The sequence below is a fragment of the Paenibacillus maysiensis genome, from assembly GCF_000520815.1.
Classification (GTDB): Bacteria; Bacillota; Bacilli; order Paenibacillales; family Paenibacillaceae; genus Paenibacillus; species Paenibacillus maysiensis.
The window spans coordinates 1-13,462 of the sequence record NZ_ASRY01000326.1 but is presented as its reverse complement, the minus strand read 5'-3'; the positions used below and the strand labels follow the sequence as shown (position 1 = coordinate 13,462).

The window sequence follows — 13,462 nt, the reverse complement described above, 5'->3', positions numbered from 1 at the left end:
CACCCTGCCGCTACTCTTGAATCGGCAGGATTAGAGGATGAAGTTAGCGTACAGGAACAGTCGGAAGGCCCGATGCAGCTGCAACCGCAGGAACAACAGACGCATACCTTGGCGTTAACGATTGAGCGCAGGCTGGAGCAAACAAGGGAGAGGGGAAAAAAAGAACTGGAACAAACACCAATGCAGATACAAACGCAGGAGCCCATAGAATCCCAAGCACTGACGGAGATGCAGATTATGGTGCAGAGCGCTCTACTAGAGATGCGGAGTCGTTTGGAAGAGCTGGAAGTAGAACATAGCCGTTTGGTGGAGAAAAACGCCAGCCTTTCCAATCAGTTGGAGGACCAAAAGCGCTGGATGAAAGAACGGGTGGAGGAGGAACGGGATCGGCAGTTAATCACCAATTTGCGCACCTATCAGGGCAGACAACGTAAGTCACGCGGTTCGCTGCTGTCCTGGCTCGGTTTGGTACCACGCAGACGTAGAGAGGCATAGGTATGGTAAGACCATCCACAATAAGACCATCAGATATGCCTGGTTCTGGTGGTCTTTATTGTGGATGGTATAATAGCAGAACAAACCGGAGTGAATGGATATAGGGCAAATTCTGAGTCCATTTCACTGGTTAATTCAGCTATCATTGCAGGGGGAGCTGACGGCATTCAAGAAGACAAGAGCAAGTCGCATATGGAACGTTGCCGCAGCATGTATAGGAAAGGGATATAAGAATGATTGCTTGGTTACGGAATGCTTATGAATCTTGGATGGATTACCCGAAACAGCCCGGCGATCTGTTGAGTGGGCGATATCATATTCTTTCGTTGCTGGGTATGGGCAGCTATGGTCTGACCTACCTCTGTCTGGACAAGCACAGCGGACAGGAGGTGGCGGTCAAATTGCCCAGACCTAGCAAGCGGGCGAAGGGTGTTCAACTGTTGCAGCGTGAGGCCAACATTATGCGGCAAATGGAACATCCCCATATCCCGAAGCTGCTCGAAAGTGTAGAGCATCGGAATGGAATGTACTTGGTCATGGAATATATCTCCGGCAAGACGCTGGAGGAGCTTATATTTGAACAGGAACGTTCTTTTACGGAACAGGAATGTATCGTTTACATTTTGGAGTTAATGGAGCGAGTTCTGCATGTGCATGAACGGGGCTATATCCATCGAGATATCCGCATTCCCAATGTGATCCACCGTGAGGGGAAGCCTTACCTGATCGACTTTGGTCTTGCACTGGCGGTGGGAGAGCGACAGGAGGATGTATTTACCGAATCCATGCTGGAAAAGCGCGCACCCGAACGGCAGGATGTCGCTATCTACAGCGATTTGTACGATGTCGGGCATTTGATGCTTTTTATGCTGTATAGCAGTTACGAGCCTCAACCGAACCAACCGCCGGGAAGCTGGCAGGAAGAATTGAAGCTGAGTCCACCTGTGCGCCATCTGCTGGAGCGGCTTTTTCAAATTCGGACACGTTATGAAGATAGCCGACAGTTTATGCAGGAGTTGGAGGAAGCATTGTTGCTGCTAGAGGTTAACCCATAACGTTAGTCCATAAAAATAAACGGGCATTCGCCGCAAAAATGGGGGAATGCCCCCTTACGCATTTGACCAGGTCTACATACAATGATCCTGTAAATGAGCGAAGGGAGTGTTGTAAATGAGTCATATGTGTGGAATGGGCGGTATGGGGTGCGGCGGAGCCTGGACCTCTGTAGGAGCGATTCTAGTTCTGTTTATTTTGTTGGTAATCATCTCCAAAACCCTGTTTCTGTAATTCTGTTAATAGAAGATTTCCTGTAAAATGCACAGATGTTGCCCTGCATAACGAAGGGCGCACAACAATAAAGCGAAGGCCCTTGAGATGAGAAGGGTCTTCGCTTTATAGGGTTTGAAGGAGCCTGTGGCTTGCTTCTTGTGTTTACGCTCTATTCCGTCACTGATTCTTGTTGTTTGGCTAAGAGCTGGAGTAATGACGGCGTTTGTCCTTGTAATATTGGTGCCCGTTATGGCTGTTCTTGTATCCTAAATCGGATGAAGAACGGCGTTTACGTTCGTAATAATGGTCCGAGCTGCTGTATTTCCGCTTATGAGAATGAGAGGTGGAATGTAGCAGGCGGTGCAGTAATTTTTTGAGCATCGTCTAATCCTCCTTCTGATCCTGTCCGACTAATTTTTAGATCATTTTCTGACATAGACAGGTTCTTATGAAACGGTAATACGCAGCGGTGTTGGAACGGGTTCCACTAATTTAAAGGTTTTAAGGATTTGGCCTGAAACTCGGCAATATCCTTGAATTCCTCTTCAAATTTACGCGAAATGCGGATATAGATCGGCAGTAAATCACGGTAAATATCCACATGCTCCGCCACGGGCTTATGCTGGTGAGTGGTGCCGATCATACCAGATACAGCGTCCAGCGAATCAATCCGTCCCAGTGCGTACAAGCCCAAAATAGCTGCGCCAAGACAGGAGCTTTCCAGACTTTCTGGGATAATGACCTCCTGATCGAAAATATCCGCCATAAGCTGTCGCCACAGCTCCGAGCGTGCGAATCCGCCAGTGGCGTGAATGACCGAAGGTCTGTCGATGACCTCTTCCATGGCGAGCATAACCATGTACAGGTTGAACAGCACACCCTCCAGAGCGGCGCGGATCATATGCTCTTTTTTGTGACGCAGGGACAAGCCGAAGAAGGAGCCGCGGGCATTAGGGTCCCACAGGGGCGCACGTTCCCCGGACAGATACGGGAGAAAGAGCAGGCCGTCCGAGCCGGGACGTACCTGTTCCGCGATTTGGGTCAGCACATGGTACGGATCAAGCCCCAACCGTTTGGCGGTTTCCACCTCGGAGGCTGCAAATTCATCGCGAATCCAGCGGAAAACAATGCCGCCATTGTTCACCGGACCGCCGATCACCCACAGCTTTTCGGTCAAGGCGTAGCAGAAAAAGCGTCCCTTGGCATCGGTCAACGGCTTATCGACCACAGTGCGGATGGCTCCGCTGGTGCCGATCGTGACAGCGACAACCCCCGGTTTGATGGCATTCACACCAAGGTTGGACAAGACACCGTCACTGGCTCCGATGACAAAAGGAGTCGTCTCCAGCAAGCCCATGTCATGCGCATAGGTCGCATCCAGTCCCTTCAGGACGTGAGTTGTCGGCACCAGCTCAGACAATTGCTCCTTCGTGACACCTGCAATACGCAGCGCTTCCTCGTCCCAAGCCAGTTGCTGCAAATTCATGAGACCGGTAGCGGATGCAATCGAGTGATCCACGACATATTGCTGGAACAATCGGGCGAATACATATTCCTTAATGGAAATATATTTGTACGTCTGGGTCGCAATATCCGGCAAATCCCGTGTAATCCACATCAGCTTCGTCAGCGGCGACATGGGATGAATAGGTGTCCCGGTACGCAAGTAAATGTCATGTCCGTTGTATTCATGCTTGAGCGCTTCAGCCCACTTGGCGCTGCGGTTATCTGCCCACGTGATGGAGGCGGTCAGCGGTTTGCCGTTCTTATCCACCGCCAGTACGCTGTGCATGGCAGAACTGAAGGAGACGAACAGCACATGCTCGGCTGACACTCCGCTTTGTTTCATGACCTCCTGCACCGTCGTCACGACAGCTTTGAAAATATCCTCCGGGTCCTGTTCCGCCGCATCTGGCTCAGGTGTATGCAGCGGATAGCCTACATGATGCTGAGCAGCAATATTGCCGTTTTCTTCGAAAAGCACCGCCTTGGTACTGGTCGTGCCGATATCAACGCCGATCATATATCGGGTGTCAGTCATATTCAATCTCCCCTTCACTTACCGTTATTAGCTCATTATCGTTAAATTAACACACTCAGCAGCATAATCAAACCGAAAGCGACCAGAGAGAGGATGGTTTCCATAACGGTCCATGATTTGAGAGTCTGCGGAACCGTCATATTGAAAAATTCTTTGATCATCCAAAAACCGGCGTCATTCACATGCGAAAGGATCAGCGACCCTGCCCCTGTAGCAAGGACGACCAGCTCGACATTCGCGCCGGGTGTAAGTGCCAGCACAGGTGCGACAATACCGGAGCCTGTCGTCATCGCGACTGTCGCTGATCCGGTGGCTACACGAATGAGCGCAGCGACCAGAAAAGCAAACACAATCACATTCATATGGGCCCCTGTAGCGACAGCAGCTATGGCCTGACCTACGCCGCTGTCGATCAATACCGTTTTAAATGCACCGCCGCTCCCGATAATTAAGATAATAGAGGCTGTTGGTGCCAGAGATTCACTGGTAAAACGGGACAAGTCCTCTTTCTTTAAACCACGTGCATAACCAAGTGAGAAAAAAGAGAACACAGCCGCAATCAGCAATGCCATAACCTCATCACCAATGAATTTAAAAAATACCGTAAGTGGATGCGTATTGGACGGGTCCACAATTTCAGCGACTGATCCACTAAGCATGAGAATAACAGGCAGCAAAATAGTGAACAAAGTAATCCAAAAAGGAGGCAACGACCGTCCTGTTGTATTGGTGAACTGCTCGTCCAGCTTCTCGGATGGTCTGACCATAATTTTTTTGCCAATCCAGGCACCGAAGACCGGGCCTGCAATAATAGCGGACGGAATGCCGACGATGAGCGCATACCCTATCGTGCGTCCGATATTGGCGTTATAGGCTTCAATCGCGATCATCGGAGCCGGATGGGGTGGTAAAAGGCCGTGTACCGTCGATAGTCCTGCCAGCATGGGAATACCGATTTTCAGCAGAGACATATTCATTTTACGGGCAACCGTGAACAGAATGGGAATTAATAAAATAATGCCAACTTCGAAAAATACCGGAATACCCACGATAAAGCCTACGATCATCATCGCCCAATGGACGCGTTTTTCACCAAAACGATCCATCAGTGTGGTCGCGATGCGTTCGGCACCGCCGGATTCTGCCATCATTTTACCGAGCATGGTGCCTAAACCGATCACGATGGCGATGGAGCCGAGTGTACTGCCGAGCCCCTTGGTGATGGAGGCAGTGACTTCATGTCCCGGCATCCCGTTAACCAGTCCGAGAAATACCGACGAAAGCAGCAGTGAGACGAAGGGATTCCATTTGAATTTGGCAATCAGCAAAATCAAAAGAATGACGGTAACAAGCGCCCATATAAGTAGCGAAGCGTTATGGCTCAAGCCGAATAATGTGTTCATGAATTAATGCCTCCTTATTCATATAGTGTAGGAAGATGTAAGTATACTTGTCGACAACTTGAGCTTAAAAGAGAACCGCGCCAGTTGGAGAACGCATAAAGGCGCGGTACATCGGCTCTTTGTCACGCATGTTGCGGCTAAGATAATGTCTTTCTATACGGAGACAGGACGCTATCGTTAACCGCGTTGCGGGTGTCGCGGTAATGATCCTCAATCAATTCGGACAACTCCTGTGCATTCCCTTGGTTTAAGGCGTTTGCAAAGGTACGATGTTTGTGAATCGTGACTTGGGATTCTTCAATCTTGGACGTAAAGCGTTGTTCTGTGGCAGCCAGCATGACCGTCAGGATCAACTGTCTCATTCCGTTCCAGGTGTGGAGAATACGAGTATGGCCTGCTTCCAGCACCAGAGCCTCATGAAAATTGAAATCCTGAAGAGAAAATTCAACGACGTCTCTGTGCTTGAGAGCGACTTCCATTTTATCAATCATCCGGTTTAAAGCGGTCACCAACCCGGCATTGTCTCTATGTACAAATCTTTGTACAACAAAATGCTCAATCAGCATTCGCACATCGAAAAGCTCCTCCATATCAGCGGGCGTCATGCCTATGACAATCGCCCCCATGCGTTCCAAGCGAAGCAATCCTTCACTGGAAAGCACTTTTAACGCTTCACGAACAGGAGAACGGCTGGTGCCAAAATCGGCAGCAATCTGATTTTCAGATAATACCGTGCCGGGTGTCTGCATGCCACGGATAATCTGAAGTCGAAGCTCACAAGCAATCCTTTCACCAAGCGATGCACCCTGTAGCCAGATTGACGGATATTTCATAGGCATACTCCTTCTTGAAAATTTAGGTTGCCTCTTTCGGGCATACTTGTATACAAGTTATGAAGTATTATATACCCCTTAAAAGATACTTGTAAACGGTGTCATTTGACATCGGTTCCATTTCAATGCTTTTAGCGTTACAATAGAAGCAGAAAAGAAGCAGAAAAAAGCAGCAGTGAAAGTGGAACGAACACGGATAAGAAGGAGACCGTTTAATGATTATTATTAAAACCAAAGAACAAATTGAAAATATGAAGAAAGCTGGCGAAATTTTGGCTGCTTGCCACCGGGAAATTGCCAAAATGATCAAGCCGGGAATTACAACGCTGGAAATTGACGCCTTCGCGGAATCGTTTATGAAAAAGCATGGCGCAACGCCGGAACAAAAGGGCTACAACGGCTACCAGTTTGCGACTTGTGGATCGCCTAACGATGTCATTTGCCACGGTTTTCCAAACAAGACACCGTTGAAGGACGGGGACATCGTGACGATTGACATGGTCGTAAACCTGAACGGCTGGCTGGCGGATTCCGCCTGGTCATATGCAGTGGGTAATGTTTCCGAGCAGGCGCAAAAGCTGCTGGACGTTACCAAGGAATCCCTGTACAGAGGGATTGAGCAGGCAGTAATCGGTAACCGGATCGGTGATATTTCCCATGCGATCCAAACCTATGCCGAAGCGGAAGGCTTCTCGGTTGTACGCGAATTTATCGGTCACGGTATCGGAGAAGAAATGCATGAGCAACCGCAGGTGCCGCATTATGGACCACCGCATCGCGGACCGCGCCTGAAAGAAGGCATGGTCATTACGATTGAGCCGATGCTGAACACGGGCACCTACCGCAGTAAAGTGGATGCAGACGGATGGACGGCGCGTACAATGGACGGCGGTTTGTCGGCGCAATACGAGCATACGCTGGCGATTACAGCGGACGGCCCGATTATTTTGACCCAGCAATAAAAAGCAGACATTTAACCAGGTAGCGTATAGACTAACGGGTTGAATGAATTTTCCGTCGTGCGATGCAAATATAAACCAAAAAGACACGACCTCCGTGGGGAGACGTGTCTTTTTGGTTTATGCAACAATATGCCATGATACATGTAAGCATCCGTTTGTCAGATGCGGACTTCCTTCTCGTCCGGAACAAATTGACGATATTGAAAATACATACGAAGTCGCCAGTGCAGCAACGTCCCGAAGGCGAGGATGAAAAATAGCCCCGCCGTCTGTGGAATGGTAATGTAGCGCTGGATAAACTCATGCAGCAGCAGGCGAACGATCAGCAGACTGATCAGGATAAAAAAGAAGGTGCGTGAGCGTTGTACAAAAACTTGTCCTTCTTGCATCTCAAACTTGGTGCTGCGGATCAGCGGATACGAGAAAATAAACCAGCCAACCAGAAAAGCGCCCATCGCCCAAAGCAAGGGAACCCGTACCTCTGGCACGATAAACATCATAAAGCCGGTGCTCATGCCGAGCGGAGGGATGATAATCTTTTTGGCGTTAACCGGGCGGTGACCTGTCTTCATACGGATGAAAATAGCCGAAACAGCGATCAAGATCATGCCAAAGGTTGCGCCATATTGCAGAATTGGGGTGCTGATATGAAACATGGACTGGGCCCCCTCTATAAGAAATGTAAGCGTTATTGGACAGACTGCAAACCTTTTTTATTATACCACATATGTAATGGATATATTTAGTTACAGTCTTTCCTCCGGCAAGCGGATTATACGCTCGATTGTGGTGACTGGCCCAACGATCTCGGGTCTCTAACATACTTATGCAAGATGCTCTGCTTGTACCTCTCCTTGCGCCGATTTTTTCTCCTGACCCATGATATACCCCATGGCTGCAATAATAAGGATAAAAGCGATGAGTGCGAGAAAAGGAATGGTAATAAAATCAAACCAGTTTAGGTAATCCTGCTCACAGGATACTCTTCCACAGGACGTTGAAGCCTGCGTAGCCGCTTTGGCGGCTGCATGGATGCGCTGAATCACAAAATGGTAGGCCGAAATACCGCCACCAATGATCGCCAGCGGCATGACATAACGCCGTATTCCTGTATCTCCCCGAAAATAAGCGATTCCGAGCAGCAGAGTCAGGGGATACATCAGAATGCGCTGCAACCAGCATAGCTTGCAAGGCTCATACCCCAAAATCTCGCTGAGATAGAGGCTCCCTAATGTAGCCACACAAGCCACAACCCAGGCGGCAAACAAAGCAATATCCGTTTTTTTAAACGATCCAATCATAGTAACGCTCCTTTTTTGATATAAATGAGAACAAAACGAACTCACCGTGTCTTGTCCGATCCGGGCGGGCATCTGCCGATATGGATGTCTTATCCGTATTGTACTGTATTTTGAGTGCAGGGTCATACTTAAACATATTGACATCATTCACTATCGTTTTTATAATTACAATAGTTTGGGAAGTTAATAAGGATTCAAGATTCAGATATATATACTATGAGAAATGTAGGAGTGGTGTCCAGAATGTCAAGTATCCAAAAAAACGAAACTCTGTCTGTTATTAGTGAAAGACATGCGGTAAAAAGTTATGTTAAGGATTTTAAATTGCCAGAGAAAGATCTGGAAGCTATTTTGACAGCTGCGATAGAAGCTCCTTCCGCCTGGAACCTTCAACACTGGAAATTCCTCGTGATTGAAACCGAAGCTGACAAGCAAAAGTTGCTGCCTATCGCCTACAACCAAGGTCAAGTAGCAGAGAGCTCCGTAACGATTGTCGTATTGGGGGATTTGGAAGCGAACCGTAACGCAGTTATTTATGATCAAGCGGTAGAAGCAGGCTCATTGCCAGCAGAAATCCGTGACGCCTTGGTAGGCCAAATCAACGGTGCTTACCAAAACGCACAAGTAGCTCGCGATGCAGCGATCCTGAACTCTTCTTTGGCGGCACAAAACATTATGCTGGCTGCTAAATCTCTCGGCTATGACACTTGCGCTATGGGCGGCTTTATTCCTGCACAATTGATCGAGCAATTCAACGTTCCTGCACGTTACCTGCCAGTAATGCTTATCACTGTAGGTAAAGCACAAGTACCAGCACATCCATCAGGACGTTTCCCATTGTCTGAAGTTGTTGTAAAAGGTAGCTTCTAAGAAGAATTTTTAACATAAAAAGGGTGTTCCTGCAACCGTCGTGGTTGAGGGAACACCCTTTTGTTATGCCTAGGTAAGGTTGCAAGAATGCTTTTGCTCTAATCCGAACGCTTGGAAACAAGATATACCAGCTCCAGTGTCAGAATAGGCAAAAAGACAGAAGCCGGATAGGCCAGATAGCGCGGCTCCCATTGCGGCTTGAACTTATCCTTGAAGCGGCGTAGCCCTTGAAAGCCGTAAAAGTGCCCTCCGTATTGGAAAACGAGCCGGGCCAGCTTTTCTTCGCGCAACGCTTTTTCGCTTTGTCCTACCTGGGACAGCGGTGCCATACCGAGATTGAATGTCGCATACCCGCTGTCTTTGGCCCACTCGATCACTCGTGTGAACAAGTAGTCCATCGTGCCATTTGGCGTATCAGGCAGATGACGCATCAGGTCTATGGAGACCGTCTGTCCACAGTCATAGGCAGGGGCCATTGTCGCGAAGGCGATGATCTTTCCTTCAGGGTCCTTTAACAGCGCAATCGGGGCTAACTGAAGATAAGGCTCCTTGAAACAGCCGAGCGAATAGCCCTTCTCCTTCCGTCCGTCCAGCCAGATATTCGAAATGTGATGAAGCTCCTCAATTAATGCTCTATCCAAAGGCGGCTGGATCATTTCGAATGTGTACCCCTCACGGTCAAAGCGGTTCTTGGCACTGCGCAGCACCTGATTGCTTTTACCTGTCAGCGTAAAGGACTCCAGCGGCACCAGCGCTTCCTCGCCGAGCTTGAAAAACCGATAGCCGTTCTCATGGTAGATGGACAAATACTCCGGTGATGCCTGATAAAATACAGCCGTTAACGCATACCGGTCTGCGAAGCGCTGAAATTCCTGAATCGCTTCGCTCACACGTTCTTCCGGACCCAGCGGGTCACCTAACACAATCAGTTTGTCCCGGCTGCGGGCATAGGGAATAACCACTTGTTCGTTCTTGGTCCAATACAGATATTTATCACCTAGAAAGAGCATATGGGAAACCAAATTTCCGCCTTGCTTTTCCAGAAATTCTTTTAGCTTATCCAGCTCCTGCGCATCAGGTAGATTGCCGATTCCACGCTGGGGACGGAGGAAGAAATATACCGTCAGGAACACCCACGCCAAAATCAGACTGAACACCGCTGTAACCCCGTAATCGCTGCGGTTCATAAAAAAGTCCAGATGGACCTTGGCGTGCAGATGGCGCATAAACGGAGTATTGGAGCCTGCGCCAATGATAAAGTAAGCGCCGGTCACGAGCAGAGACAATCCGCCCCATATTAAAATATTGTGCCGATTCAGCGGCGCACTAACCCGATAAAACCGCGTGCGCGAGACCCACAGCATCAGTGCTACGAACAACAGGAATAGAGCTTCCTCGAAATCCAGGCCCTTAATGAAGGTGAAAATGGACCCTGCAAGCAGCAGTACCAGCGTCAGCCGCAGGGCTCTGCGAATGCGCAGGGATATGCCGTGTGACAGCACCACGAGCATAATCCCGATGACGACGGAGATTTCGTGCGACAGGCGCATGACGGGCAGACTGAGCAAATGCTCGGCAAAACGCAGCCGATACAGCAAACCTGGCGTAGCCGCCGACAGAAGAAGCACCACGCCGGAGATGAGTACCAGCTTGCCGAGTGCCCATACTCCGAGGTCGGCCAGAAAGCGGAATTGACCGGGCCAGCCCCATACCTTTTGCCAAGCGTTGAGTGAGGTTTCCCAACCCGTCTCTGCCAGTTGGCTCAGACGTTCGTTGCGTGGTATCATTTCCAGCGCAGCCAGCACCAGGCCGATTAGCCACGGAATGATGTAATAAAAGACGCGAAAGGCCAGCAGCACAGCCAATGCCCGATCCGAGTTGGCGCCTGCCATTTGCAGCCCGAGCAGGGCAATGATGTCGAATGCGCCGACCCCTCCGGGCGCCAGACTGATCAGCCCGGCAATCGCGGCAATCACATAAATGCCGAACACGGCATTTGTCGGTAGCCCATGCAGCAAGTGCGAGCCGATCCATGCAAAGGTAAGACCAGCCAGCATCCATTCCAGCAGCGAAGCGCCGATGGAGGCGGAGATGGTGGACCAAGAAAGCTGGCCTTCTCCCTTGTTGAACCAAGTGGCGTACCGTTTGGAGCGCTGCATAATCAGAAACAGCGGCAGGTACAGCGCCATTCCCCATAACGCCCAATGAAGCCACGGATGAGCATCCAGCACGGGCTGTACTGAATATAGATGGGCGATTGCGCCCCAGGCCAGCAAAGAAAGCCCGGTAATGACCACGGGCGAAAGGAACACAACCGCAGAGGTGATAACACCCAGCGGCACACCGCTTTTTTTGTACAGCACCGTACGCAATCCCGCTCCTGTAAAGCCGGCGAAGCCAAAGACGTTATTGAAGGTGTTCGAAATCCAGGCGTACCGGAATGTCGCTCCAGGCTTAACCTGTAGCTTGAAATGATGCCTGATCACGTAATCGTATGCGCTCATGGCGGCCACGGCTATCAGTGAGAACAAGCCGATTTCGATGAGAAAGGTAGCATCCATTCGCCGCAGCTCATGAAGCATACGTGCCAGATTGAAGCTTTTCAGCTCTCGTCCGGCCTCCCATATAATAAAAGCCAATACAGCCAGTGGAAGCAAAATACGTGTCAGCCGCTGCCTGTAGATGGTCATCATGAACTGTACGATTTTAAAGGATTGGATCGGTTTGTGATTTGAATTCATAGATTCACCTGCCTGAAAAATAATGAAATAGATTTTGAATGATACACGGAAATATCATGCCCAATGAAAGGCTACTGTATATTATACCTGTAATAAACGAACGAATAACAACAGAAGGGTTACGAAAACCGGATTTCAGATTGATTGCCGTAAATAATTCCAATATAATGATAAAAAGCCTAGTCATTTGCTTGGTAATGGAGCTGAACGGACATGAGTATATGGGATCGTGATCTTTTTGTACGTCGATTGGAGCTGATGTGGCCGCAGGATGCTGATGAGAGCCGGTATCCCTTTAACTTAAAAGCCATGCATCAATGGAATGAGCTGAAATTTCACCCGTCTGTTACCTATATTGTTGGAGAAAACGGTGTGGGTAAATCAACGCTTATGGAAGCGATAGCGGTCGCGTGGGGGTTTAATCCGGAGGGCGGCACCAAAAATTTTAATTTCTCTACGCAGGCCACGCATTCATCGCTTCATGAGTATGTCCGGCTGGTGAGAGGGGCCCGCAAGCCGCGGGACGGTTTCTTTTTCCGTGCAGAAAGCTATTATAATCTGGCGACTCATATCGACGAGCTGGATCGGGAAGGAGGGGGCCGGCCCATTCGAGACTCCTATGGAGGAAAATCGTTGCATGAGCAGTCGCATGGCGAGTCTTTTTTTGCTGCATTTTTGCATCGATTTGGAGGACAGGGGCTATACATTCTGGATGAGCCAGAGGCTGCGTTATCGCCCTTGCGACAGATGGCCATGCTTGCACGTATCCACGAGCTGGTGCAGCAGGACTCGCAGTTTATCATTTCTACGCATTCCCCGATTTTGATGGCCTATCCCGACTCCATCCTGTACCACCTGACACATGAAGGCATAGACACCCGGACGCTGGAGGAAACTGATCATTTCATCATCATGAAACAATTTCTGAACAACAAGGAAAAGATGATGCAGGAGCTATTCGAAGATCCCCAATAAGGAATGGGTGAACCTCAATAACATCCACTTGGATGAGGAGGAAACAGTATGAACCCTTTTGATATTCCATCCGAGGAAATCCAGAACAAACATTCACCGGATCTGCACCTCATTATTGGTTATCATGCTCATTTATGGTATATGTATAAGGGAAAATAAAATGAGTATTCTGCTCTTATGGTGAGGTGCGAATGTGAAGCTCACATAAAAAACCCGGACCCTTCGCACCTCGAAATTTGTCGAAAAACATTAAATCAGTTTTCTTCAGTAGAAGTCAATGGTTGATTCAAGCCTTTTTGGCATCGTTTTTTGCTAAAATGTATGGAATTTATATCATTAAGGTATGAATTACTGCATTTTCGCTGTCGCACTCTATATGAGTGCGTGGATTGAAATAGTGCGGGACCAGGAAAAAAGAGAGTGGTACTTCCTGTCGCACTCTATATGAGTGCGTGGATTGAAATAGATCTTCAGCTTTGGATTCAACGCCATACAATTGTCGCACTCTATATGAGTGCGTGGATTGAAATATCCTGCCAGCGGTCCATAGACTTCCATTTGTGGACCCTGCC

12 protein-coding genes and 1 pseudogene are annotated in these 13,462 nt (G+C 48.9%); 6 read left to right on the top strand and 7 right to left on the bottom strand.

Features of this window, described 5'->3' with window-relative positions:
• From L696_RS31065 to L696_RS31595, 3 genes and pseudogenes are all read left to right on the top strand, one after another.
• A pseudogene (locus tag L696_RS31065) lies at nt 1-495 on the top strand (MerR family transcriptional regulator); the annotation flags it as partial.
• A gap of 233 nt (nt 496-728) precedes the next feature.
• Entirely contained in the window at nt 729-1,550 is an 822-nt protein-coding gene (locus tag L696_RS0126220; protein WP_025686283.1) for a serine/threonine protein kinase, read from the top strand.
• Between the two features lie 115 nt (nt 1,551-1,665).
• Nucleotides 1,666-1,782: a YjcZ family sporulation protein gene (locus L696_RS31595; protein WP_209441007.1), complete on the top strand. Its 117-nt coding sequence runs from the start codon at nt 1,666-1,668 to the stop codon at nt 1,780-1,782.
• 180 nt (nt 1,783-1,962) lie between these two features.
• Here the strand turns inward: L696_RS31595 and L696_RS0126210 are convergent, their stop codons facing one another.
• From L696_RS0126210 to L696_RS0126195, 4 genes are all read right to left on the bottom strand, one after another.
• Nucleotides 1,963-2,145 (bottom strand): hypothetical protein, encoded by a 183-nt coding sequence (locus tag L696_RS0126210; RefSeq protein ID WP_025686282.1) that lies wholly within the window; start codon nt 2,143-2,145, stop codon nt 1,963-1,965.
• Between the two features lie 106 nt (nt 2,146-2,251).
• Nucleotides 2,252-3,805, bottom strand: coding sequence for a gluconokinase (gntK, locus tag L696_RS0126205; protein WP_025686281.1), 1,554 nt, complete (start codon nt 3,803-3,805; stop codon nt 2,252-2,254).
• Nucleotides 3,806-3,846: 41 nt separating this feature from the next.
• Entirely contained in the window at nt 3,847-5,208 is a 1,362-nt protein-coding gene (locus L696_RS0126200) for a GntP family permease (protein WP_025686280.1), read from the bottom strand.
• Between the two features lie 137 nt (nt 5,209-5,345).
• Nucleotides 5,346-6,041 (bottom strand): GntR family transcriptional regulator, encoded by a 696-nt coding sequence (locus L696_RS0126195; RefSeq protein WP_025686278.1) that lies wholly within the window; start codon nt 6,039-6,041, stop codon nt 5,346-5,348.
• A 215-nt stretch (nt 6,042-6,256) separates the two neighbouring features.
• Here L696_RS0126195 and map point away from each other — a divergent pair, with 215 nt between their 5' ends.
• Nucleotides 6,257-7,003 (top strand): type I methionyl aminopeptidase, encoded by a 747-nt coding sequence (map, locus tag L696_RS0126190; protein ID WP_025686277.1) that lies wholly within the window; start codon nt 6,257-6,259, stop codon nt 7,001-7,003.
• A gap of 158 nt (nt 7,004-7,161) precedes the next feature.
• Here the strand turns inward: map and L696_RS0126185 are convergent, their stop codons facing one another.
• A complete protein-coding gene (locus L696_RS0126185) occupies nt 7,162-7,659 on the bottom strand; it encodes a CcdC family protein (RefSeq protein WP_025686276.1) in 498 nt (165 codons plus the stop codon).
• Between the two features lie 168 nt (nt 7,660-7,827).
• Nucleotides 7,828-8,304, bottom strand: coding sequence for a disulfide oxidoreductase (locus tag L696_RS0126180; protein ID WP_025686275.1), 477 nt, complete (start codon nt 8,302-8,304; stop codon nt 7,828-7,830).
• Nucleotides 8,305-8,547: 243 nt separating this feature from the next.
• On the opposite strand from L696_RS0126180, the gene L696_RS0126175 reads away from it, so the two are divergent.
• Complete coding sequence (locus L696_RS0126175) at nt 8,548-9,174, top strand: nitroreductase family protein (protein ID WP_025686274.1); 627 nt, start codon at nt 8,548-8,550, stop codon at nt 9,172-9,174.
• A 98-nt stretch (nt 9,175-9,272) separates the two neighbouring features.
• Here L696_RS0126175 and mprF read toward each other — a convergent pair whose 3' ends face one another.
• Entirely contained in the window at nt 9,273-11,915 is a 2,643-nt protein-coding gene (mprF, locus tag L696_RS0126170) for a bifunctional lysylphosphatidylglycerol flippase/synthetase MprF (protein ID WP_025686273.1), read from the bottom strand.
• A 213-nt stretch (nt 11,916-12,128) separates the two neighbouring features.
• Between mprF and L696_RS0126165 the strand changes: the two genes are divergently transcribed.
• Nucleotides 12,129-12,890: an AAA family ATPase gene (locus L696_RS0126165; protein WP_025686272.1), complete on the top strand. Its 762-nt coding sequence runs from the start codon at nt 12,129-12,131 to the stop codon at nt 12,888-12,890.
• Nucleotides 12,891-13,462: the final 572 nt, after the last annotated feature.

Excerpts from the sequence above, each read along its gene's own strand:
- L696_RS0126220 (WP_025686283.1), top strand. The coding sequence starts at position 729 with ATGATTGCTTGGTTACGGAATGCTTATGAATCTTGGATGGATTACCCG.
- L696_RS31595 (WP_209441007.1), top strand. The coding sequence starts at position 1,666 with ATGAGTCATATGTGTGGAATGGGCGGTATGGGGTGCGGCGGAGCCTGG.
- L696_RS0126210 (WP_025686282.1), bottom strand. The coding sequence starts at position 2,145 with ATGCTCAAAAAATTACTGCACCGCCTGCTACATTCCACCTCTCATTCT.
- gntK (WP_025686281.1), bottom strand. The coding sequence starts at position 3,805 with ATGACTGACACCCGATATATGATCGGCGTTGATATCGGCACGACCAGT.
- L696_RS0126200 (WP_025686280.1), bottom strand. The coding sequence starts at position 5,208 with ATGAACACATTATTCGGCTTGAGCCATAACGCTTCGCTACTTATATGG.
- L696_RS0126195 (WP_025686278.1), bottom strand. The coding sequence starts at position 6,041 with ATGAAATATCCGTCAATCTGGCTACAGGGTGCATCGCTTGGTGAAAGG.
- map (WP_025686277.1), top strand. The coding sequence starts at position 6,257 with ATGATTATTATTAAAACCAAAGAACAAATTGAAAATATGAAGAAAGCT.
- L696_RS0126185 (WP_025686276.1), bottom strand. The coding sequence starts at position 7,659 with ATGTTTCATATCAGCACCCCAATTCTGCAATATGGCGCAACCTTTGGC.
- L696_RS0126180 (WP_025686275.1), bottom strand. The coding sequence starts at position 8,304 with ATGATTGGATCGTTTAAAAAAACGGATATTGCTTTGTTTGCCGCCTGG.
- L696_RS0126175 (WP_025686274.1), top strand. The coding sequence starts at position 8,548 with ATGTCAAGTATCCAAAAAAACGAAACTCTGTCTGTTATTAGTGAAAGA.
- mprF (WP_025686273.1), bottom strand. The coding sequence starts at position 11,915 with ATGAATTCAAATCACAAACCGATCCAATCCTTTAAAATCGTACAGTTC.
- L696_RS0126165 (WP_025686272.1), top strand. The coding sequence starts at position 12,129 with ATGAGTATATGGGATCGTGATCTTTTTGTACGTCGATTGGAGCTGATG.